Annotated in this window: 18 protein-coding genes, 1 tRNA gene and 1 pseudogene; 6 read left to right on the top strand and 14 right to left on the bottom strand. The window is 46.1% G+C overall.

From position 1 onward, the window contains the following. Positions 1 to 248 precede the first annotated feature (248 nt). From VP504_RS04100 to VP504_RS04090, 3 genes are all read right to left on the bottom strand, one after another. A complete protein-coding gene (locus VP504_RS04100; protein WP_325893072.1) occupies positions 249 to 911 on the bottom strand; it encodes a YccT family protein in 663 nt (220 codons plus the stop codon). Positions 912 to 966: 55 nt separating this feature from the next. Then, positions 967 to 2,154 (bottom strand): class I SAM-dependent methyltransferase, encoded by a 1,188-nt coding sequence (locus VP504_RS04095; protein WP_325893071.1) that lies wholly within the window; start codon positions 2,152 to 2,154, stop codon positions 967 to 969. Positions 2,155 to 2,293: 139 nt separating this feature from the next. Beyond that, entirely contained in the window at positions 2,294 to 3,679 is a 1,386-nt protein-coding gene (locus VP504_RS04090; RefSeq protein WP_325893070.1) for a methyl-accepting chemotaxis protein, read from the bottom strand. Positions 3,680 to 3,777: 98 nt separating this feature from the next. Between VP504_RS04090 and yccX the strand changes: the two genes are divergently transcribed. Then, entirely contained in the window at positions 3,778 to 4,050 is a 273-nt protein-coding gene (yccX, locus tag VP504_RS04085) for an acylphosphatase (RefSeq protein WP_062713909.1), read from the top strand. A gap of 34 nt (positions 4,051 to 4,084) precedes the next feature. On the opposite strand, the gene VP504_RS04080 is transcribed toward yccX, so the two are convergent. The 6 genes from VP504_RS04080 to VP504_RS04055 form a co-directional block, all read right to left on the bottom strand. Next, on the bottom strand, positions 4,085 to 4,414 hold the full coding sequence (locus VP504_RS04080) for a TusE/DsrC/DsvC family sulfur relay protein (protein WP_325893069.1): 330 nt from the start codon (positions 4,412 to 4,414) through the stop codon (positions 4,085 to 4,087). A gap of 108 nt (positions 4,415 to 4,522) precedes the next feature. Then, entirely contained in the window at positions 4,523 to 5,188 is a 666-nt protein-coding gene (locus tag VP504_RS04075) for a Bax inhibitor-1/YccA family protein (protein WP_062713905.1), read from the bottom strand. A 215-nt stretch (positions 5,189 to 5,403) separates the two neighbouring features. Continuing rightward, complete coding sequence (locus VP504_RS04070) at positions 5,404 to 6,153, bottom strand: amino acid ABC transporter ATP-binding protein (protein ID WP_002539046.1); 750 nt, start codon at positions 6,151 to 6,153, stop codon at positions 5,404 to 5,406. 18 nt (positions 6,154 to 6,171) lie between these two features. Further along, a complete protein-coding gene (locus VP504_RS04065; RefSeq protein WP_062713903.1) occupies positions 6,172 to 7,272 on the bottom strand; it encodes an amino acid ABC transporter permease in 1,101 nt (366 codons plus the stop codon). 3 nt (positions 7,273 to 7,275) lie between these two features. Further along, a complete protein-coding gene (locus tag VP504_RS04060; RefSeq protein ID WP_325893068.1) occupies positions 7,276 to 8,484 on the bottom strand; it encodes an amino acid ABC transporter permease in 1,209 nt (402 codons plus the stop codon). An 86-nt stretch (positions 8,485 to 8,570) separates the two neighbouring features. Continuing rightward, positions 8,571 to 9,716 carry a transporter substrate-binding domain-containing protein gene (locus VP504_RS04055; protein WP_325893067.1) on the bottom strand — a complete coding sequence of 382 codons (1,146 nt, stop codon included), beginning with the start codon at positions 9,714 to 9,716 and terminating at the stop codon, positions 8,571 to 8,573. Between the two features lie 552 nt (positions 9,717 to 10,268). On the opposite strand from VP504_RS04055, the gene VP504_RS04050 reads away from it, so the two are divergent. Then, positions 10,269 to 10,359 (top strand) — tRNA-Ser (locus VP504_RS04050). Between the two features lie 23 nt (positions 10,360 to 10,382). On the opposite strand, the gene VP504_RS04045 is transcribed toward VP504_RS04050, so the two are convergent. From VP504_RS04045 to VP504_RS04030, 4 genes are all read right to left on the bottom strand, one after another. Further along, on the bottom strand, positions 10,383 to 11,363 hold the full coding sequence (locus VP504_RS04045) for an FUSC family protein (protein WP_325893065.1): 981 nt from the start codon (positions 11,361 to 11,363) through the stop codon (positions 10,383 to 10,385). Positions 11,364 to 11,547: 184 nt separating this feature from the next. After that, positions 11,548 to 12,774, bottom strand: coding sequence for a sodium/glutamate symporter (gltS, locus tag VP504_RS04040; protein ID WP_046306778.1), 1,227 nt, complete (start codon positions 12,772 to 12,774; stop codon positions 11,548 to 11,550). Between the two features lie 292 nt (positions 12,775 to 13,066). Next, positions 13,067 to 14,869: an amidohydrolase gene (locus VP504_RS04035; protein WP_325893064.1), complete on the bottom strand. Its 1,803-nt coding sequence runs from the start codon at positions 14,867 to 14,869 to the stop codon at positions 13,067 to 13,069. Positions 14,870 to 14,946: 77 nt separating this feature from the next. Further along, positions 14,947 to 15,960: an adenosine deaminase gene (locus tag VP504_RS04030; protein ID WP_325893062.1), complete on the bottom strand. Its 1,014-nt coding sequence runs from the start codon at positions 15,958 to 15,960 to the stop codon at positions 14,947 to 14,949. A 692-nt stretch (positions 15,961 to 16,652) separates the two neighbouring features. On the opposite strand from VP504_RS04030, the gene VP504_RS04025 reads away from it, so the two are divergent. Then, positions 16,653 to 17,144 carry a DUF2867 domain-containing protein gene (locus tag VP504_RS04025; RefSeq protein WP_325893061.1) on the top strand — a complete coding sequence of 164 codons (492 nt, stop codon included), beginning with the start codon at positions 16,653 to 16,655 and terminating at the stop codon, positions 17,142 to 17,144. A 258-nt stretch (positions 17,145 to 17,402) separates the two neighbouring features. On the opposite strand, the gene VP504_RS04020 is transcribed toward VP504_RS04025, so the two are convergent. Beyond that, positions 17,403 to 19,034 (bottom strand): MFS transporter, encoded by a 1,632-nt coding sequence (locus VP504_RS04020; RefSeq protein WP_325893060.1) that lies wholly within the window; start codon positions 19,032 to 19,034, stop codon positions 17,403 to 17,405. Positions 19,035 to 19,321: 287 nt separating this feature from the next. Here VP504_RS04020 and VP504_RS04015 point away from each other — a divergent pair. The 3 genes and pseudogenes from VP504_RS04015 to VP504_RS04005 all read left to right on the top strand — a co-directional run bounded on the left by VP504_RS04015 (position 19,322) and on the right by VP504_RS04005 (position 21,240). Continuing rightward, a pseudogene (locus tag VP504_RS04015) lies at positions 19,322 to 19,765 on the top strand (GNAT family N-acetyltransferase). Between the two features lie 33 nt (positions 19,766 to 19,798). Further along, positions 19,799 to 20,269 carry a GNAT family N-acetyltransferase gene (locus VP504_RS04010; protein WP_325893058.1) on the top strand — a complete coding sequence of 157 codons (471 nt, stop codon included), beginning with the start codon at positions 19,799 to 19,801 and terminating at the stop codon, positions 20,267 to 20,269. 392 nt (positions 20,270 to 20,661) lie between these two features. Continuing rightward, positions 20,662 to 21,240, top strand: coding sequence for a hypothetical protein (locus VP504_RS04005; protein ID WP_325893057.1), 579 nt, complete (start codon positions 20,662 to 20,664; stop codon positions 21,238 to 21,240). The last annotated feature ends 22 nt before the right edge of the window (positions 21,241 to 21,262 follow it).

The raw sequence follows: 21,262 nt of genomic DNA, 5'->3' as shown, positions 1-21,262 counted from the left end.
AATAAGAAAATTTGTTTGGTTAAAGGCTCTTTGTTTTCTGTATATTTGGTAAGTATTGTCGACAATGTGTATTTTCCTGCGAGGCGTGTTGCGGGAGAAATGTCGATATCTTCAGGAATGAACAGGTAAGAATACGATTCAGCCTGGTAAAACTTGGTTTGAAGAAAAGTGGATGGTTACGAGAGGCTTAGTTATGATCGGAAAAAAAGAGGCCGCTTGATCTGCGGCCTCTGTCATTGGTCGAGTGGTTAGCGACTGTTTACAAAGGCTTTGAAGCGCGCTTGTGTTTCTGCATCCGCTTTCTCAAACCAGTAATGAAGCTGGTACTCCACCTCGTTTAGCGCGTTCTGTCCACCGACGACAACTCTTCCGCGCGTTGACTTACTTGGCTGTGTAGTTGGTTGAACTGCGACTTTTGTTGAGGTCAGTTGCAGTGATGCGGGCGCATTAGTTAGGTTGAAACGCTGTATCTCTGACAAGTAATCACGACTCAGCTGGAAACCTGATTTCAGCAATTTGTTTTGCTCAAAATTGATTGGCGCTTTGTTGGCGTCCAGAATTTTGAACTCAGGGTTTTCATTGAACTCACGAACTTGTCGCTTGTTTTTGTGCACAGGAAAATCGAAGAAAATTTCTGTGTCTTTGGCATCAAATTTAACGACTAACACATCAGAACGGACAAAAGAAACATCTTTTCCTTCTTCAAAGGTTTCAACGTAGCGGAAGGCTAATTGTTGAGTTCCGTCGTCGAGTACGACAGGCTCTTCTTTACCGAAAACAGGAGACTTGTGCGTTTGGCCGTTATAGGTAAGCAGTTCAATGTTATCGCTTAGATTAACCGTCACACCAGCATGTGCACCAAAAGATAGCGAAGCCGCGAATACAGACGCGAGAGCCAATTTTCTTCCCATTTTTTTCCCCTAAAAGTGTTTCTCGGTCCGGCGTTTAGCCGGGCTTATTTGATTATTATTTTACGTGGCAGGCAAAACCTTTCAGGTAGAAACCTTCAGGGTAAGCACTGTCAATTGGGTGGTCAGCTGCCTGCTCAAAGCGCTCGATAAATTGAACACTGCGGTTTGCATCGAGTGCTGCATCAGCAATGATCTTCTGGAATAGGGCGTTGTCCATCAGACCAGAGCAGGAGTAGGTCAGCAGTGTGCCACCCGGTTCCAGGATCTGCATGGCTAACATGTTGATGTCTTTGTAACCACGACATGCACCTGTCAGTTGTGCTTTAGATTCTGCAAATTTAGGTGGATCCATAATGACCACATCAAACCATTCACCGGCATCGCGGTATTCGCGCAGCAGCTTAAACACATCTGCATTCACAAACTGTGCTTTCGATAGGTCATAACCGTTCATTTCGGCATTAGACTTTGCGATATCGAGGGCAGGCTGCGAAACATCTACGTTGATGACTTCAGCTGCATTGCCTTTCAGCGAGTAAAGGCCGAATCCGCCGGTGTAACAGAAGCAGTTCAAAACGCGTTTGCCGTTAACGTACTTGACGGCCGCTTCACGGCTATCACGTTGATCCAAATAGAAACCGGTTTTGTGGCCGCCAGTGATATCAACGCTGATTTTTAGGCCGTTTTCTTCAATGACTACGGACGCTGGTGGCATCTCACCATGAAGAACGCCTTTACGCTCTTTAAGGCCTTCTTTCTTACGCACTGATACGTCTGAACGCTCGTAGATGCTGCACTCTGGATATTGCGCGATAAGTGCTTCTACCAGATTGTCTTTTTGTGCTTCCGCGCCAGCACTCAATAGCTGACAAACTAAGAAGTTCTCATAGCGATCGATTGTGATACCCGGTAAACCATCCGACTCTGCGGCAATCAGGCGGTAACCAGTCAGGCCATCACGGGCAGCCAAAACATCACGCAGACCTTGTGCTTCCTGAAGGCGTTTTTTGAAGAACTCAACGTTGACTTCTTCTTGTTCGAATGTCCAAACACGGACACGAATTTGGGAATTAGGAGAAAACGCACCGCAGGCTAGCCATTGGCCCTGATGGTCATATACATCTACTGTCTGACCCAGGGACGGCTTACCCTCTACGCGTTGAATACCACGGGAGAAAACCCATGGATGGCGACGGCGCAGTGATTTTTCACGGCCTTTAACCAGATAAACAGACGGATTCATTGGTTTTTCCTAACTTCAAAATATGGGCACCATGCTATGGAAGCGTGGTCACCGGCAAAAGGTGCTGTATTGTCAGAGATGCTTGGCAATAATGCAAACGGCCGCACACTGTGCGGCCGTTTTTCCATCAATTAAGCCGTTATTCTGTGCGTAGACCTTTTACAAGATCAGTAAGACTGGATGATTGTTTTTGCAGATTCGTGACATCTTGAGATGTCTGCTGAATCATTTCGCTCACTTGCCATGCTTGTTGGCGAACTCGCTCTACATCTGAAGAGATAGTGCCAGCTACGCTGCCTTGCTGGCTAGCAGCGGTGGCGATTTCAGTGCTGCGGTCGGTAATGCGCTGACTACGCTCAGAAATAGAGCTGATTTCAAGATCGATGTTCTGTACCAGGCTTTCGCTTGCGGCTGCGTTATCAACGGTACCTTGCATCACACCACGTAAGTGCGCGGTGTTGTTCTCCAGATCCTGAATCATGCGCTGGATTTCAACGGTGGTCTGTTGTGTGCGGCCAGCCAGAGAGCGAACTTCATCTGCAACGACAGCAAATCCGCGGCCTTGTTCTCCTGCGCGTGCTGCTTCAATAGCTGCGTTAAGTGCTAACAGGTTGGTTTGTTCGGAAATCGCACTTATGGTCGCAACCATACTGCCGATTTCGTTAGAATTCTGTTCTAGCGACGCAACGGCTTGGGAGGCGGTTTCGATTTCTGAAGCCAATGCCTGAATTGCCTGCAAGGTTTGGGTCACTTGTGTTCGGCTCTGTTGGGATGCAACGCCTGCCTCTGAAATTTCATCTGATGTTTGCTCTGCGTGGGAAGCAACATCACGAATTGAGCCTGCCATCTCTTCCGTCGCACTCGCCAGGGAATCTAGATAGGTGCGTTGCTCTGTTGAAAGATTCTCGCTGTCTGCGCTGCGACGGCCCAAATCGGCTGACAGTTCTTCCATAAGCTGTGAAGCGTTCCTAATCGCTTTCACAAGGCCGTGTTCACGGTCAGCGACGCTGTCGATTGTGCTCGCGATCGTACTGAATTCATCGCGAGCCGGGAAGAAGTTCATGCGGCTTGTCAGGTCACCGTCAAGCATGCGCTGCAGGGCATGATTCATTGTGTACATCGCGCCGCCAATAAAACTGGATACGTAATGCAGTGCCAGTAAACCCAGAAAAAATAAGGTCATCATTAATCCCCACGAAGCTGCGCTGATTTGTGTCCAGAAGCCATCATCATTGTCTATCTCGTAAGCTGCAGGTGCACTATAAGCCGAAGCCCGTTTAATGCCATTTTGAGCCAGAATACCTGCGGCTTCGGTGGCGCTGATGTCGTAGTGAGACAACACGGCAGTCAGTGCTGCACTATGTTTTTCTTGTACCTGTGCAATTTGAGATTGAGAAGCTGAATAGAAAATTGCACCCGTTGCGATAGCAATTGCAAAAACAGAAACATAAAGTACGTAGAATTTTTCTTTCAGGCTGAGTTTGATCAGGTATTGATCGAGCCAGCGGAATGGAGTTTCTTTCATGGTGTGAGCTCCCCCAGTAGATGTGAGCACGTGCATATATAACGTACGCCATATTACACCGCTACATATGTACAACACTAATATAGGAATGTTGATAAATGTCACATATATGTGTCAAAGCTACCGTCTCTGGTCATGTTCAGGGAGTTGGGTTCAGATTTCACACGGCTCACGAGGGGCTGAAGTTGTCGTTGAGCGGCTATGCGCGTAACGAATCGGACGGCACTGTGACCGTTCTCATGTGTGGTGACGAGAAAAATGTAGAGGCTTTGCTAAATTGGTTGGATGAGGGACCACCGACAGCGAACGTCACCAATCTGGTTCATGAGCAGGTGGACTGGCAGGCGATTGATGGCTTCTCTATTCAGTAATAAAGGAGTGCAAAAAGGAGCGAGCGGCTCCTTTTTAAATGCATTTCACTGGCTTTGGCAAACCTGCTAGCTTGGTAGCTTGCTTTGCTGGGCCTTTAGGAAACAGCTTATACAAGTAGCGACTATTGCCTTTTTCTGGACCGTATTTTTTCTCCATCGACTTTACCAATAGGCGAATAGCAGGGGAGGTGTTGAACTCTTTGTAAAAGTCCTGCACGAAATAGACCACTTCCCAATGCGCCTCAGTCAATTCGATGTTTTCCTGTTCAGCCAGCATCGGCACCAATTCTTCATGCCAATCGGCAAAATTTTTCAGATAACCCTGAGCATCGGTTTCGATTTGCTTACCGTTTAATTCCAACATGGATAACCTCGTACTTCGGACGCGCAAAGGATAATACCTAAACCTGTACAAAAAAAGGCTGAAATAAAAAAAGCTCCCGAAGGAGCTTTTTAACAACAAGCTGTTCGATTAATCATCGCCACCGAAAATACCAAGCAGTTGAAGCAGGCTCAGGAACAGGTTGTAGATCGACACATACAGGCTGATGGTCGCTGAGATGTAGTTAGTTTCACCACCGCGAACAATCGACTGAGTAGTCAGCAGAATAACGCCTGTTGAGAACAGCACGAAGATACCGCTGATAGCGACAGACAGCATTGGCATTTGCAGGAAGATGTTAGCAATCATACCTACTACAAGGACAACAAAGCCAGCCAACAGCATACCGTTCAAGAATGATAGGTCACGCTTAGTTGTCAGCGCATATGCGGAACACGCCATGAAGGTTAGTGCCGTACCACCAAGTGCCGGTGCAATCGCCCAGCCCATACCAGCGCCAACGTACATGTTCAGGATAGGGCCAAGGGTGTAACCGGTAAAACCTGTAAACAGGAAGGTAAACACCAAACCCATCGAGTTGTTCTTGTTCTTTTCAGTCAAGAACAGCAGACCGTAGAAACCAACTAAGGTAATAATGATACCAGGGTAAGGTAGGTTAGCAGCCATTGATATGCCAGCTACTACAGCAGCCCAAACCAGTGTTAGTGACAACAGAAAGTAGGTGTTTCGCAGTACTTTGTTTGTCGCCAATACACTTTCTTGTGTTTGACTGGCTGAAACAAAACGTTCGTTCATAAGTTTCTCCCAATGGGGTGCATATTTTATCTATTACGACATTAATGGCGTGTTAGGCTTAATTTTTCAAGTCGCAATCGTCGCATAAGTGATAATAACGTGGCTTAGCCCCTGAAAATACTAATATATCGGGCCACATGGGCGTATTCGAGTTTGTAAATGGATGTTAATAAACCGCTACATCTGGAGTAAGTGTAGCGGCTTTTGATTAACAATTAATGATGCAGGATTTGACTGAGGAAGAGTTGGGTGCGATCAGACTGCGGGTTGTTGAAGAATTCCTCAGGGACATTTTCTTCAATGATTTCACCGGCATCCATAAAGATAACGCGGTCTGCCACTTCTTTCGCAAAGCCCATTTCGTGCGTCACACACAGCATGGTCATACCCTCTTCTGCCAACTCCACCATAACATCAAGCACCTCTCGAACCATTTCTGGATCGAGTGCTGATGTTGGCTCATCAAACAGCATCACGTTAGGGTTCATACACAGCGAGCGTGCAATTGCCACACGTTGCTGCTGACCGCCAGATAATTGTCCCGGGTACTTGTCAGCCTGCTCTGGAATTTTTACACGCTCGAGATACTTCATGGCGATAGCTTCCGCTTCGTCTTTTGGCATCTTTTTCACCCATATAGGGGCAAGAGTGCAGTTTTCCAGAACTGTCAAATGAGGAAAGAGGTTAAAGTGTTGGAAACACATGCCAACTTCTTTACGCACCGCTTCGATGTTTTTCAAGTCATCGGTCAATTCGGTGCCAGCAACAACAATCGAGCCTTGCTGATGTTCCTCAAGGCGGTTTATACAGCGAATCATGGTGGATTTTCCGGAACCTGAAGGGCCACAGATAACGATTTTCTCGCCTTTCGCGACAGATAAGTTGATGTTTTTCAGTACGTGAAACTGACCATACCATTTGTTCATATCGGTCAGTTTAATAACAGGGGCGTCTTGTTGACTCATAAATACAATCCTTGTTCTTTATCGCTTGTGACCGGTATGAAGCTTGTTTTCGAGATAGATACTGTAACGGGACATGCCGAAACAGAAGATCCAGAAAACGAGAGCAACGAACACGTAGCTTTCAGTAGCGAAACCAAGCCAGTTAGGGTCGGTATTCGCGGCCTGACCAACACCCAGTACGTCGAACATTCCGATAATCAGTACCAGACTGGTGTCTTTGAATAAACCGATAAAGGTATTCACGATGGATGGAATGGTAATTTTCAGCGCCTGTGGAAGGACGATGAGATTCATCTTCTTCCAATAAGTTAGACCCAGAGCATCTGCGGCTTCATATTGGCCTTTTGGAATCGCCTGAAGGCCACCACGCACCACCTCCGCCATGTATGCCGAAGCAAACATCACCACACCAATCAGCGCTCGCACTAACTTGTTGGTTTCCGATTCACCAGACATGAACAATGGCAGCATCACCGATGCCATGAACAGAACAGTGATGAGAGGAACACCACGCCATACCTCAATGTAAACAGTACAAAGGCTTCTGATGATAGGCATTTCTGAGCGTCGCCCCAGTGCCAGCACAATACCAATAGGTAGTGAAATCACGATGCCGACGATGGCGATGATCATGGTGATCAGCAACCCGCCCCAAAGGTGCGTTTCCACTTTTGGCAGACCAGCAACATCACCAAATAACAGGAAGACAGCCATGATGGGGAATGCCACCAAGAACAGCAACAGAATCCAGCCACGTTTAGGCGTTTTTTCATAGATCAGCAGTGCTGTGAAAATAGCCAAAATTGCGTAGAAGAGTTTAGGGCGCCAGAGCTCTTCACTTGGATAGAATCCAAACATGAACTGCTCAAAGCGAACATTGATGAAGACCCAACAAGCACCGTCGCTTGTGCAGTCTTCACGTGTTGTTCCGACCCAATCTGAATTTAAAAACGCCCAATCAAATACAGACCAGAGTGCCATCAGGGCGATATAAGCCAGAATGACAGTCATGACTGAATTAAGTGGTGTTGAAAACAGATTTTTCCTCAGCCAACCCACTGCACCTACCGTGTTCGGTGGTGGAGGCAGATCAGGTTGAAACTCATGTTTTCTTGTCATGGGTTACCTCTCAACCAGTGCCATCTTGGCGTTGTATATGTTCATCAGCAAGGACGTTAACAGGCTGAGAGTCAGGTAAACCCCCATGGTCATTGCAATGATCTCGATAGCCTGACCCGTTTGGTTCAGCGTGGTACCTGCAAATACTGACACCAGATCCGGATAACCAATGGCCATCGCGAGTGATGAGTTCTTTGTCAGGTTAAGATATTGGCTGGTTAGTGGCGGAATGATGATGCGCATAGCTTGAGGGATAATGACCAAACGCAGCGTTTTACCGCGTGGTAGACCCAGCGCCATGGCTGCTTCTGTTTGCCCATGACTGACAGCATTAATACCGGAGCGAACGATCTCCGCAATAAATGAGGCCGTGTATATTGACAGTGCTAGGGTTAGTGCCGCCAATTCGGGGATTATTGAAATACCTCCTCGGAAGTTAAACCCTTTTAATTCCGGGTACTCCAGGGAAACTGGCATACCTGCGACAAAGAATGCAATCAGCGGTAAGCCGATAATTGCAGCCAGTGAAATGGAGAAAACTGGGGTTTGCTGACCGGTCGTTTCCTGTTTCCGTTTTGCCCACTTAGCGAAGACGTAACTGAAAACAAGCGCAACAGCCAAAGCAATAAAGATGATGGTTGAGCCTTCTTCAAAAACCGGGCGGGTGAAGTACATACCGCGCACGTTGAGGAAGAATGATTCTCCGATACTGAGACTTTCTCTTGGGGAGGGCAGAGCTTGTAGAACTGCGAAATACCAGAAGAAAATTTGCAGAAGTAGCGGGATATTTCGGAAGATTTCAATGTACACCGCAGCAAATCGACTGAGTAACCAGTTGTTGGAAAGCCTAGCGATACCCATTAAGAAGCCGATGATTGTAGCGAGCACAATGCCGAGCACAGATACCAGCGCGGTATTCAAAAGGCCAACAAAAAACGTGCGGCCATAAGAGTACGTTTCGTTGTACTCAATTAGCGTCAAGCCAATACCAAATCCCGCTTCTTGTGTTAAGAAACCAAAACCTGTAGCGATACCACGAGACTCAAGGTTAGTCAGGGCATTGTTAACGATGGTGTAGACGAAGAACACCAGCGCGATAATGGCTACAGATTGGAAGATAACAGAGCGGAACGTCGGATTGTAAATGATGCTTTGCTTGTTCTCAGGACGCGCTGCGGCTCCCGAGTTAAGCGCATTATCTTTAGATGCCATACATCTGCACCTCTATCCTTTATAACATTAATTATGGGGCACAGAATTCTGTGCCCCAGCATGCGTTTTGTTAAACGAACGACTTATTAGCGGATAGGTGGCGCATACAAGATGCCGCCGTCACTCCATAGTGCATTCACACCACGAGAAATTTTCAATGGAGAATCAGTGCCTACAGTACGCTGGAAGCTCTCGTCGTAGTTGCCTACCTGTTTGATAACCTGATAACCCCAGTCATCATTTAGGCCAAGGCCTTTACCTTTAGGGCCGTCTTGCCCCAAGATACGGCGGATGTTTGGATCTTTTGACTTAACCATCTCATCAACATTTGCAGAAGTAATGTTGAACTCTTCACCATTGATCATGGTGTTTAGTGTCCACTTAGCAATGTTAAACCAGTTGTCATCGCCTTGACGAACAACAGGGCCCAAAGGCTCTTTAGAGATGATTTCTGGCAGTACTAAAGCACTGTCTGGGTCGGCCAGTTTGATGCGAGAAGCATAAAGGCCAGATTGGTCTGTAGTGAGTGTGTCACAACGACCAGACTCGAAACCTTTTACGGTAGCGTCATACGTATCGTAAACCACTGGCTTGAACGACATGCCGTTAGAACGGAAGTAGTCAGAAAGGTTGAGTTCAGTTGTTGTGCCTGATTGAACACATACCGATGCGCCATCAAGTTCCAGTGCGCTCTTCACGCCCAGATCTTTCTTCACCATGAAGCCTTGGCCATCATAGTAGTTAACGCCAACAAAGTTCAGACCAAGAGTGCCGTCACGTTGTAGTGTCCACGTGGTGTTACGGGAAAGTAGATCGATTTCACCAGATTGCAGTGCGGTAAAACGCTCTTTTGCCGTCAGAGGAACGTATTTCACTTTGCTCTTGTCGCCAAGAACAGCTGCAGCCACCGCCTGACAGAACTCAACATCAATACCTTCCCATTCGCCACTAGCATTAGGGTTAGAGAAACCTGGAAGACCAGTGCTCACACCACAGCTGATAACGCCTGCTTTCTTCACTTTCTCCAGAGTATTTTCACCTTGAGCAGAAGGAGCGGGTGCTTGTGAAGAGCTCGCTTTTGCTTCAGAGAGTTGCTTCTCTAGTGAAGCAACCTGCTTTTGAAGGTCGTCGATTTGCTTCTGACTTTCAGCGCTGTTACCACCGCTGTCACAGCCTGCAAGCAGTAGAGCTGAGAACACTGCAAGCCCGAGTGTCGACTTTTTATTAACCATACCTATCAATCCTTTATTGGTTATTACTGGTTGTTACTCATGGACAAGGCTCATAAGAGGCAAGCAGCCTAAAAATGATGTGAACCTCGTAAAACCATTTAGAAGTTTTATTAACATAAAGTTAACAAAACTTAGTATAGGGGGAGAAAACATGTCTGCAAATTGAACAGTATGGAGGTGTGATCTAGACATTGATCTTCGAAGAAATGAGACAATTTTCAGGAGAAAATGTGAAGAAGTACAACTCCTAACATGCTGTTTTTATGTAAATGAAAGGTAGCAATGTTTAACGAATAATCAACACAGGGCAACATCTGTATTACCCTATTATTTTTTAGCGTTTAGTTTTGACTAGAATGCTGTCTCAATTTTGATTAGATGTCTATGCATTTCCTTATTCAATGGGTAGTTTGGTTAGAGATAACTGGTTGAATATAGGTCAAGAGCTGGTGATGATATGCGCATGGTGGAGTAAATGCATGCATTTGAACCAAATGCACAAATAATGGGTTTACATGGTACAGTGTGCCCGTTAGTATACGCAGCACTTACGGAGAGATGGCTGAGCGGTTGAAAGCACCGGTCTTGAAAACCGGCATACGTTAATAGCGTATCTAGGGTTCAAATCCCTATCTCTCCGCCACATTAGAAAAGGCCGCTGAACTATCAGCGGCCTTTCTGTTTTTCGCTATACAGAAACAGCTTCTTGCTCGTGATAGTCAGTTGCGCCAACTGTCTAGCAAGTTCACGATTCAACCAAAGGTAACCGTAATAACTGATGTCACTGGCATCGTCATCGTCGGACAATTGATGTTTGGGTTTGAGGCTCATCAGGAGCAAAGATTCTGAATCCAAGATATTGACTTCACGGTTCACCAAGCTATCTCTCAACGCATCAAATTGTGACGCTAACTCTTCCTTAGCCGCTTTCAATCCATCAAGATCGCCGATCTTCTCTTTCCCTTGTTGGCTATCCCAGTTTGTGCTGATCAAGGTTTCCAAGTCGGTATAAATACGTTTTTCTATGGAAAGAATAGAGGCTAAAACAGGCTTTAACGGGGCGGATTCTCTCGCGGCATGTGGCAGTAAGCCTTGTTGCTTCTCAATCAGGTCAGACAGCGAATTGGCATTTTGTGGGACAAATGTGTTGTCTGACATGGTTTCATTGTGTTGATGGTAAAACTGACCGCATTGATGGCAAAAGGATTCAAGTAGATAGATGAATTGATCGGTAGCTCTGGCTGGAAAAACATAAAGACTGGCGAGAATCGACAATACTGCTGACCAAACAACGTTGAGAATACGCCAGCCTGCCGCTTCAAAATCGGCTGGGCCACCACCAGCCACGATCACTATGGTTATTGCTGCCATGAGTGCAGCGTAAGCGTATTTCTCTTGCGTGAAGTACATAGTGCCGATGAGTAGGCCAAAAAAAGCGAGGTGATGTGTCCAATGATATTGCGGAGGAATGAGGAAAAGGGCTAACCCTACAGCTGCTCCAGCGACCGTGCCCCAAATTCTTTGGTTTGCTTTGGATATCACACCACCAACAAAGGGAATTGCTCCGAGTATGGTGACGGCGGTGATCAGTGCCCAGTATCCATACGGAAGGTTGAACTGCCTGACAATCACGAGGATTAATCCCATTACCAAGGCGACCCTCAGCACATAAAGCAGCCGTGAATGTCGAATAGCAAAACTGCGGTAATGGGACATAGCGAAAGGCGCTGGAATAATGATGCAGAAAGCTTATTCACAGACGTGCAAATTTGCTTTTCTAATAGTGCGACAGTCAGGAATAGAAAAATCCCCGCACGAAGCGGGGATTGTGTTAGCCGATGAACGTCAGCGTCGTCTGCAAAATGATGAGGTTGACGATATCAATAAAGAACGCGCCCACAATCGGTACGACCATGAAGGCTTGTGGGGATGGGCCGAAACGGTTTACTACCGAACCCATATTCATCACCGCCGTCGGTGTTGCGCCCAGGCCAAAACCACAATGGCCACTGGAAATGACCGCAGCATCGTAATTTCTGCCCATCACCCTGTAGGTGACGAAGTAGGAGAACAGCGCCAACATCAAAGACTGCACCATCAGAATCGCCAGGAATGGCAGCGCCAGGTCGAGAATGTTCCAAAGCTTCAGGCTCATCAGTGCCATGGCAAGGAACAGCGCCAGTGAAACCGTACCCAAAATATCGACGGTTTCCACATCCAGCTTTTCTACTTTAGTTACTTCGAGAACGTTGGTAATGACAACGCCGATAAACAGGGCGTAAACAAAGTCAGGGATCATCAGCCAGCTGATTTCAAAGCTGCTAACCCACTGCTCGAGATACTTTGCGCCTGTCACACAGATCAACAACACAAACAGGGTTTCGATGACTTTTTTTGCAGTGACTTTGTCCTGCTCATTCTCGTTATACGTGACCAGCTCCGGGAATTGCTCATGCGTATTGTTGGTGTTGCCGTACTGGGATTTGAGTTTGTTCTTTTCAACCAGACGTTGAGCAACCGGACTGCCAATAATGCCGCCCATCACCAAGCCAAAAGTGGCTGATGCCATGGCAATCTCGAGGACATTCTCCAAGCCATAAACATCCTGGAAGGTTTGAGACCAAGCTGCACCCGTGCCATGACCGCCCGAAAGGGTAATGGAGCCGGCAATCAAGCCCATCAGCGGATCGAGCCCCAGCGCTGTTGCCATCGAAATACCAATGCCGTTCTGCAGCACGATATACAGCGAAGCAACACCGAGGAAAATAAAGACCTTTGCGCCGCCTTTCAGTAGCTGGGTATAGTTCGCCGCCAGTCCAACAGTTGCAAAGAACATCAGCATAAAGGTGTGTTGTAGCGGAAGGTGAAATTCCAGCTCAATGCCATTGAAGTGCAGCGCAGTAATTGCGCCAGCCACCACCAAGCCACCGACAATGGGTTCAGGGATGTTGAACTTCTTAAATACGGATACGCGGGCGTTAATAAAGTGTCCAAGGAAGAGCACGAAGATCGCAATCAGGAAGGATTCGAGTGCGCCCACGGAAATGAGTTGATTCATAAAGCCTCTGTGTTCTCATCATCGTCCGTAATGAGTGAGAGTCTTCGTTCTAGCGCGCTTTGGAGAGAGTATTTGACTAAATCTGGTGGCGGTATCCATAACCGCAAGCGCTAGCCAGCTTAAAACAGGGCGACGTTATCTCATATTGTTGAATAGAATGACAAGTCTATCCGAGGAAATATTCACACCCCTCCACAAGCGATGAGAACGTGCCGCTATGCAATATTGACGTTTTCAGAAAAAGCCGGGCGATGTTGAAATTTGAGCCCGGCTTAATAAGGTCTTGAGTCAATTAATGTTTATGAGGAATAAGGCCTGCAATCATCATGGTATGAGATGCGAGCTTTTGGCATTTGGTCGAACTGGCGCAGCTTTCTAGGGCTGCTTTGTCACTGGCTTTGGTGTAGATAATTTTGCCGTTTTTAATCGTCGTCATCACAGAGATGTTCGCCAGTTTCATTGGATCGATAGTTATCGGATTATCTGAGAGGAAAACCAGATCGGCGACCTTGCCAACTTCAATCGATCCCTTAGTATCTTCTTCGAAATGCTGATACGCAGACCAGATGGTTTGTGCTTTGAGCGCTGTCATGGCGGATACGCGCTGATCTTTACCTAAAATACGGCCACTTCGTGTAATGCGGTTAACTGTTGCAGAGTAAACCCGCATTGAGTCTGGGAAAGCGACGGGCGCATCATGGTGCGAAGTGAAAATCATGCCTCTATCCAGTGCCCAACCCGTTGGGGAAATGTTCTCAGCACGTTCATCACCCAACACGGATTGCGCATGCCAGTCTCCCCAATAGAAGGTGTGCATAGGGAAAAACGAGGGAATCACGTTGAGGTCTTTGAATGCCTGAACTTGATCCTCACGGGCAGTTTGGGCGTGAATAGCCACGAATCGGCGTTCTTTTGCGCCGTATTTCGCCGTCGCATTTTTTACAGCGCGGATGTATTGGTCAATCGATGCATCACCATTAGCGTGGGTTAGCAGTTGCCAGCCATTTTCCATCGCCATGCCGACATATTTCTCCGCTTCTTCGTCAGACATGATGGGATAACCGCGGTATTCAGCATTTTGGCCTTCAGGGGGGATTAGGTATGGCTTCGTCAACCATGCAGTCTTTCCTTGCGGAGAGCCGTCCAGTGTCAGCTTGACGCCACCGAGACGAAAACCGTTGGTGTAGCTATTGCTGAGGTAAGGTGCTGTAAGGGTGTCAGTGCCGAGTTGAATGTCCGTATAAGCCACCACATCAATAGGAAGCGGGTCTTGCTGGGCAATCTCGTACATGGTTTTGACACTGTCAGACATAGAACGACCTTCCTGCGCAGTCGTGTATCCATACTTGGCGTACAAGTCCATGCCAGCGCGGAACAGCATTTCGTTTTCATCTGGACTGATTTGCGAAAACAGTGGAATCAATGCACCAAAGAAAGCTGATTCTTCCAAAACCCCGTTCGGCTCCTCGCTATCTATCACGCGTCGAATCACGCCACCTGGTGGGTTCTTACTTTTCGCTGTCAGTTTCATCATCTCCAGCGCTTTGCTGTTCATAACACCGATATGACCGGATTGGTGAATGATCAGGATAGGAACGTCGGTTGAGACTTTATCCAGGTCAAAGCGGGTTGGGTGAATTTTCTCTTTGAGCTGGGAATCGTCGTAGCCAAAGCCGATGATAAAGTCCTGCGCTTTGTTGACGGGGACTTCAGCCCATTTTCTTAGGGCTTGTTGAAGGCTCGTGATATCGGTCACTGGGCCATCGGGTGGTGACAACAAATTGGCTGATACGGCCTGTAAGCCTGTGTTCATTACGTGGCCGTGAGCATCAATAAAGCCGGGGATCATGGTCAAACCTTTTAAATCCACCACTTTGGTTTTATCACCCTTCAGCCTGAGGATTTCTTCTGCTTTCCCCACGGCGAGTATTTTTCCGTTTAAGATGGCCACAGCCTCGGCCTCAGGTTGTTTGTCATTGACCGTAATGACCTGAGCGTTGTGGTAAATGGTGTCAGCAAAAGGTTTTGGTGGGCTGGTGGCTAAGACTGTAGCGGAGACAAACAGCGCTGAAAGGGCAGCGATTGAAGCTTTCATAGAGACTCCTCAGGAAAGACAAGACGGGCTAGGCCCGCCTTTTATTCAGTGCGTTTGGGTATATAACCTGATTGGAATCAGTGTATGCCGTGTTTATCCCAAAAGTCGTCCAGATTTTGCATCATTTCCTTCTTGCGTTCTTCGGAGACGAAAGAAGCTTCAATGGCATTTCGGGTAAATTGTGCCAGCTGCTGAGGGCTGGGAGACAAAGCATTATTAAGGGCAATAAAATTGTCCGTCATATACCCACCGAAAAAGGCGGGGTCATCGGAATTGACGGTCACGCAGAGCCCCTGAGCCAGTAGGTTGAGGATGTTGTGGTCTGCCATCTTGTCAAACACGCGAAGCTTGATGTTAGACAGCGGGCAGACGGTGAGAGGCATTCTAGATATCGCCAACTCTTTTACCAGTTCGGGGTCCTCGCTGCTTTTCACGCCATGATCAATGCGGCTGACATGCAAGAGATTGATGGCATCCCGGATGTTGCTGGGAGGACCTTCTTCACCGGCATGAGCGACAGTTTTCAATCCCAGCGCTCGCGCTTCTGCAAATACACGTTGGAACTTCTCTGGTGGATGGCCTACTTCGGAAGAGTCCAGTCCAACACCAACTAACCGATTTAAGTGAGGCTTCGCCATTTCCAATGTTTCAAAAGCCGCTTCTTCCGATAAATGGCGAAGAAAACACATGATCAGTTGGCTTGTAATGCCAAGCTCTTTTTCCCCTTGGCGAAGCGCGTGGTAAATCCCATTTATGGCAGTATCGAATGCGATCCCCCGGTCAGTGTGGGTTTGAGGGTCAAAGAAGATCTCAGTGTGCATCACATTGTCTGCCTTACAGCGAAGCAGATAGGCCCAAGTCAGATCGAAGAAATCGCGCTCAGTAATAAGGACATTGGCACCTTGATAATAAATATCGAGAAATGATTGCAGGTTATGGAATTGATAGGCGCTTCTTGCTTCTTCAACGCTGGAGTAGGGTGTTGATATGCCGTTTCTTTCAGCCAATTCAAACATCAACTCAGGCTCTAAAGCGCCTTCTATATGGAGGTGTAACTCAACCTTAGGTAAACATCGGATAAACTTTTCCATCGTCTTCTCCCTGTTCGTAACTTATTGAAAGGTATATATCGGTAGGGCAAATTTTTGAGAATGGAATTCTGTATGGATATAAGCTAGTTGGTGTTGACCTATCGGTCAAACTTCGAAAGCTGTATTAGAGTCGGTTGTCATAAGTTAACAAAAATGCTGCTGGTAGAAAGTAGTATTTATACCCAAACGACCTGAAGATGCAGGATTCAGCGAGGTTGACTGGCGTTGTGATCGCGGCGCTCCTTTGCCGGTGTCAACTCCATCAAAAAGGAGCAACAAAGAGCACGGCGTCAGTCAACTCGCCCGAAGGGAGGCCCTCAACGCGCCCACTTCTTTGTTAAATTCCACGGAAATAGAGTGACTATTCCTCGCGAAATTTGCCTCGAATTGAACGCATTGATGACCTCTGAATGCGAGCATCTTCAGGTTGTTTGGGTATATAGCCTTGTAGAGAAGCTTAACCGATGAACTTGGTAACAAAGTTCTTCACTTTACTCAGTCTGGGAGTAACCATAACAACAATAATGGCGACGCTGCTCTGGATGACAAGCCATTAAAATGAGGCTTTTTCATCTTAGCTATTGAAGGTTAATTTTATGACCAGAAATGAATTCAGGTATACCTAATCTTTTATGCATATGTTACCGTGGCAAAAGGTGACGAATCGTCAAATTCAAAAAAGAGAATAGATCATGGATGGGATACCGAGTTTCACAGAGCTTTTTCGTTATTCGGATAATGCTTACTTTGCGGATAACCACAGCAAAGAGATTGGTTATCAGGGTGAATCAGCCATGGAGATTTATCTCCGAGTCATGAACAGCGCGCCTGATTGGGTGAACGCTTTGATGAAAATCCGCAATGAGGTGGTTTCCCGTTTGGGTTTAAAGCACCTGGGAAATCTTGATGATTTCTATCCTAAGAAGCAGGCTGATGACTACCAGGTGGGCGATAAAGTTGGGATTTTCCAAATGATTTATAAATCGCACTCTGAAGTGATCATGGAAGACAGAGACAAACATCTGGATGTGAAATTGTCATTCTTTGTTGAGCCACGCGGTGATAAAGCGTTAGTCACAGCAAGCTCTGTGGTGCATATAAAAAACACTTTTGGCAAGGTTTACATGTTTTTCGTGGGTCCGGTACATAAAATCATCGTGCCCGTGACATTGAGAAAGCTCTGAAGCATGTTATAGCTTGTTATAAGGTGATGGGAAAATATGGTGTCTGCGAGTTTGGCGGTGCTGAAGAGCTCTTCGATAAAACGCTGGGGCTTGCCAAACAACTTAAGTTGCCTCCCAACAACTCTAATGCAAACAAGCGATCCGTTGGATGCGTGATTACACCTCTGATCTCAAAGACTCTTGACTGCATCAAAGCCGCCATGAGTTTGGTATCTGTTTCGACAAAAACTTCAATCTCATGTCTTCTCCGAGAAAACGCTAGGCTGGCTTTTCGGCGGCATCGTTTTCTTCAGGTTTGTTGTTAGCCCTAGCGATATCGTCAAGCAATTCATTAATCTTCGCCACTTCTTCGTCAGAAGCTCCTTCCAGCAGAGCTTCTTGCAACAGGCTATTTATTCGCTCCTTCCTCAAAATGAAGAGGTCATGAAGAGAAAAAGCGACTTCCAAGCGCCTTTTCGGGAACTGCTCAATCAAATGTCGAAGCATATCGCCACTTCGTTTCGGATAAGCGAGAACGATATTCTTTGCTACGTCGTTCGCATTAAGCGAGGAACCTTGGAGAGCAAGTTTAATCAGTATGCCAGGGTCTGACGGATTCTGGCCAAGTGCAGCAATCAAAAGCTTGAGCTCTGGGTTGGCTTTGTCGATATCCTTGAAGTCCATCATAGGGTCATAGTCGCTGGCGCTACCCAGAGGTTGAACGTTAACCTTGAAGGTGGAAGCTGCAGGCAAGGTTTCCGTCCGAACAAAAAGCTTGCGTGCCATCAGGAACAAAAACACAAAAATGTGCACGGTGATGATGTAGTAATACAGCCAAACCACGCTGAATTCATTCATCAAAAAACTCGCCACGATGGGCCCAATAACACCGCCGATACCCAGTAAGATTTGCATCGTGCTAGTGGCTGGCATGGCCTCTTTTGAATCAATGTGGTCAAACACCTGCGTGACGGCGAGCGGAAATAAGGCCACACCTGAGCCGCCAGAAATCCAGAACAGCACGGCGAGAATCTCAATTGGGTAGGGATAAAAGTTATCCAGAACAATTAGGCTGTTGCTGATGATCCCCATAAACATCAGACCTGATGCCACGACACGTTTATCAAAGCGATCTGCCAACCAACCTGTTGGAAACTGGGTTAACAAGCCGCCCATTTGGTAAGAGCCGAGGATCATTGACAGCCAGATACCAGAGATCCCTTTGCTGTAAGCGTAAAGGGAGATAAGTGAAACGCTGGCGGCGTTAATCAACCCAGCACAGAAACATGCGAGCGTACCTGAAGGAGAGTATTGCCATAGCCTTTTCAGCGATATCGGAACGGCTTTTTGGGGCAATTCGGGTGCAGGCAAGCGGCTCATCGACATAATGATGAGTGACACGCATAGAAATACAGAAATTACACCAAACAGTCTTGGGTCGTTTTCATTAAAGGCACTGAAGAGAAATGGTGCAGTACCAAATCCAATAGCAAAGCAGATTTGGTATGTACCGTAAACACGACCGCGGTTACTCCGATCGCTGAGAACGTTCAGCCAGCTTTCCAGCGTAATGAATGAGGTGACATAACAAAATCCTGCGATTGCACGCAATGCGGCCGTAATGACGATGTCTGTGGTGTAGCTATGCACGACAGAAACAATGGAAAGTGTGGCAGCCATTGAGGCGAAAGCGCGAATGTGCCCAGCACGAAGCACGGCTCTGGAACCAAACAAACCGGCACAAATCGCCCCCACAGCGAACATACTCATTGCCAGACCAATATCAGCGGTTGGGTAGCCATTTTCCTTCATGCGGATAGGTAGCATGACAAAAAAGAGGTTGTGGCTGATGGCAAACCCAAATATCGTGAAGAGAATGGGTCGTATCCGTATGAATATATTCGCTTTCATGTCCGTATATGCTGCGTAGTTTGGATTCCAAATTTACAAAGTGGAATTCAGGTCAAAAGACCCTAGTTATGGGTGGTTTAAAGAGCAAAAGAATGAGGTTTATATGAGAGTTTTCTATCAAACCGACTCTAAGCTTCAAAAATACGAATTAATATTAAAATGTTACCACTGCGGTTACATTGAAATGAGTCTACTCAAAGGCTTTCACTGCAGGCTCTCGTAAATCTAACAAGTTTCTTATTCATGAATGAGTATGGCCTATTTTTAAAAAGATGAAGGAAGATATCGTGAAAAGCTATCGAGTATCCAATGATTTAGAAGGGATGGACTTAGACCTTATTCATCAGGTGATATCTGAGAGTTATTGGGCAAAAGGTATACCTAGAGCGACGTTGGAAAAGGCCCTTAGGCATCCACTATGTTTTGGTGTGTTTGATGGATTGGGGACTCAAGTTGCTTTTGCTCGAATGATCACCGATTAGGCGACGTTTGCATATCTTGGAGATGTTTTCGTGGTTGAAGATCGTCAAGGAGAGGGGATTGCCAGTGTATTGCTAGATAACGTTGTTACACATCCAGACCTTCAAGGGCTCCGTCGTGTGATGCTTGCGACGCGGGATGCACATGGTCTGTATGAAAAGTATGGTTTTACGCCAATAGAAAACCCTCAATTACTGATGCAAGTATGGCATCCTGATATCTATAAACAAAACGTAGATACAATGTACTAACATTCTGAAAGATATAAACTCACAGGTTTTAAAATGATAGCGATAAGGAAATTCAAACAAGAAGATGAGATAAGCGTACTTGCTATTTTGTTGGCGGAAGAACAAGTGAAGTTTACGTCACCACCAGAGAACTTTGTCTCTGATACCAAGAAGAATATCTTCAGGTTTGTTATTTCTTCGGATAATACTCTAGTAGGATATTTTAAAATAGATGATAATTTCTCCTCGGAAGTATTAGGCGAAAAAAATGCCGGAGTGGGGCTCAGAAGTTTTGCTATTGATCGAAGATATCAAGGGAAGGGAATTGGTAAAAAGGCGGTTTCTATAATAGCGAATTCAATTAGTGAAGAGTTTACGACCTATGAATGGGTTTATCTCACTGTGAATTGTAAAAATAAAGCTGCCTATCACACTTACCTAAAGGGTGGATTTGAAGATACTGGGGAACTTTACTTAGACGGTCCTATCGGCCCGCAACACATCATGCGGGCGAAGTTATATTAGTCAGGCTAACTTATCTTGTATACCAGTTTTCCAGTTAGAATTTAAGGATGCCCGAGACGCGAATATATCAAATGAAAAATTTAATTTTAATACTTTGTAATTCTTACTAAACCTTTTTAATTATCAGTTCAAGCCCAGCTATAGTATTTGTTTAAGAGTAACTAATAAGTCGTTCATGTATTCTTCTCTTACTGTCATTTTATTAATTAAAGTTTATCCCATGTGAAGTGGCTTATCACGAGCACTTCCATGGTGACTTCGACCAAGACCGCAAGTAATAGAAAGAGTTAGACAAAAAAGGAGCCGCCAGGCTCCTTTTTTGTCTTCAATTTAAGACGCTGAGGTGTCAAGTTTTAAGCTACCCTTGCTTTGTTAATGCAAGGAGCAAACAAATGAAAAAAATAAAAGTACTTAGGGTGATACTCTTTTCGTCAGTGGCCATGAGTGTAATTGGTTGTTCAGGGATACCAAAAACCGCAGAAAATTTGCCGCTTGCAAATGGAACAGGAGCTGTTGTCATTCCCGTTAACATGGAAAACACATCGGAAAGTAAAAAATATCCGTGTCGGTCTATATCGTTTGAAGTTAAGAAGGTATTCCGCACTCCAGATGAGCTCGATAAAAGCGAACTACGAGAGATTTATCTTTACGATAAACCCGCTTACGGTTTAATCACTGATTTAGAGCCTGGAGAGTACATGTTTGATGAATTCAAATGTCATGCTAACTATCGTCGGGTTTTCAACGGTGGCCGGTCTTATATTGTAAAACGCGCTAATGTTTATTTTGATGTGGAGCCAAACACAGTCACAGTGTCAAGCCAGACATTCGTGGGTAAAAGTGAGTATGACGCATCAGGCTCATCATCGTTTAGTGCTCGTTTCAACTATGTCACTGAACAGGACAAGCAAAAAGCTCTCAAGGCGCTAGAGGAAAAAGGAATTCCGTCTGGTTGGAGCTTAAATTTTTAGTCCGAAGCGTAACTGGAAGGGC

The organism is Grimontia sp. NTOU-MAR1 (assembly GCF_035758505.1).
Lineage (GTDB): Bacteria > Pseudomonadota > Gammaproteobacteria > Enterobacterales > Vibrionaceae > Enterovibrio > Enterovibrio marinus.
This window is presented reverse-complemented; position numbering and strand designations above follow the sequence as displayed.

Bases quoted from the DNA above. Each gene is read 5' to 3' on its own strand.
- VP504_RS04075 (WP_062713905.1), bottom strand. From the start codon at position 5,188: ATGAACGAACGTTTTGTTTCAGCCAGTCAAACACAAGAAAGTGTATTG.
- VP504_RS04030 (WP_325893062.1), bottom strand. From the start codon at position 15,960: ATGGAAAAGTTTATCCGATGTTTACCTAAGGTTGAGTTACACCTCCAT.
- VP504_RS04055 (WP_325893067.1), bottom strand. From the start codon at position 9,716: ATGGTTAATAAAAAGTCGACACTCGGGCTTGCAGTGTTCTCAGCTCTA.
- gltS (WP_046306778.1), bottom strand. From the start codon at position 12,774: ATGAATCAACTCATTTCCGTGGGCGCACTCGAATCCTTCCTGATTGCG.
- VP504_RS04095 (WP_325893071.1), bottom strand. From the start codon at position 2,154: ATGAATCCGTCTGTTTATCTGGTTAAAGGCCGTGAAAAATCACTGCGC.
- VP504_RS04100 (WP_325893072.1), bottom strand. From the start codon at position 911: ATGGGAAGAAAATTGGCTCTCGCGTCTGTATTCGCGGCTTCGCTATCT.
- VP504_RS04090 (WP_325893070.1), bottom strand. From the start codon at position 3,679: ATGAAAGAAACTCCATTCCGCTGGCTCGATCAATACCTGATCAAACTC.
- yccX (WP_062713909.1), top strand. From the start codon at position 3,778: ATGTCACATATATGTGTCAAAGCTACCGTCTCTGGTCATGTTCAGGGA.
- VP504_RS04060 (WP_325893068.1), bottom strand. From the start codon at position 8,484: ATGGCATCTAAAGATAATGCGCTTAACTCGGGAGCCGCAGCGCGTCCT.
- VP504_RS04005 (WP_325893057.1), top strand. From the start codon at position 20,662: ATGAAAAAAATAAAAGTACTTAGGGTGATACTCTTTTCGTCAGTGGCC.
- VP504_RS04025 (WP_325893061.1), top strand. From the start codon at position 16,653: ATGGATGGGATACCGAGTTTCACAGAGCTTTTTCGTTATTCGGATAAT.
- VP504_RS04070 (WP_002539046.1), bottom strand. From the start codon at position 6,153: ATGAGTCAACAAGACGCCCCTGTTATTAAACTGACCGATATGAACAAA.
- VP504_RS04020 (WP_325893060.1), bottom strand. From the start codon at position 19,034: ATGAAAGCGAATATATTCATACGGATACGACCCATTCTCTTCACGATA.
- VP504_RS04045 (WP_325893065.1), bottom strand. From the start codon at position 11,363: ATGGGATTAATCCTCGTGATTGTCAGGCAGTTCAACCTTCCGTATGGA.
- VP504_RS04065 (WP_062713903.1), bottom strand. From the start codon at position 7,272: ATGACAAGAAAACATGAGTTTCAACCTGATCTGCCTCCACCACCGAAC.
- VP504_RS04080 (WP_325893069.1), bottom strand. From the start codon at position 4,414: ATGTTGGAATTAAACGGTAAGCAAATCGAAACCGATGCTCAGGGTTAT.
- VP504_RS04010 (WP_325893058.1), top strand. From the start codon at position 19,799: ATGATAGCGATAAGGAAATTCAAACAAGAAGATGAGATAAGCGTACTT.
- VP504_RS04035 (WP_325893064.1), bottom strand. From the start codon at position 14,869: ATGAAAGCTTCAATCGCTGCCCTTTCAGCGCTGTTTGTCTCCGCTACA.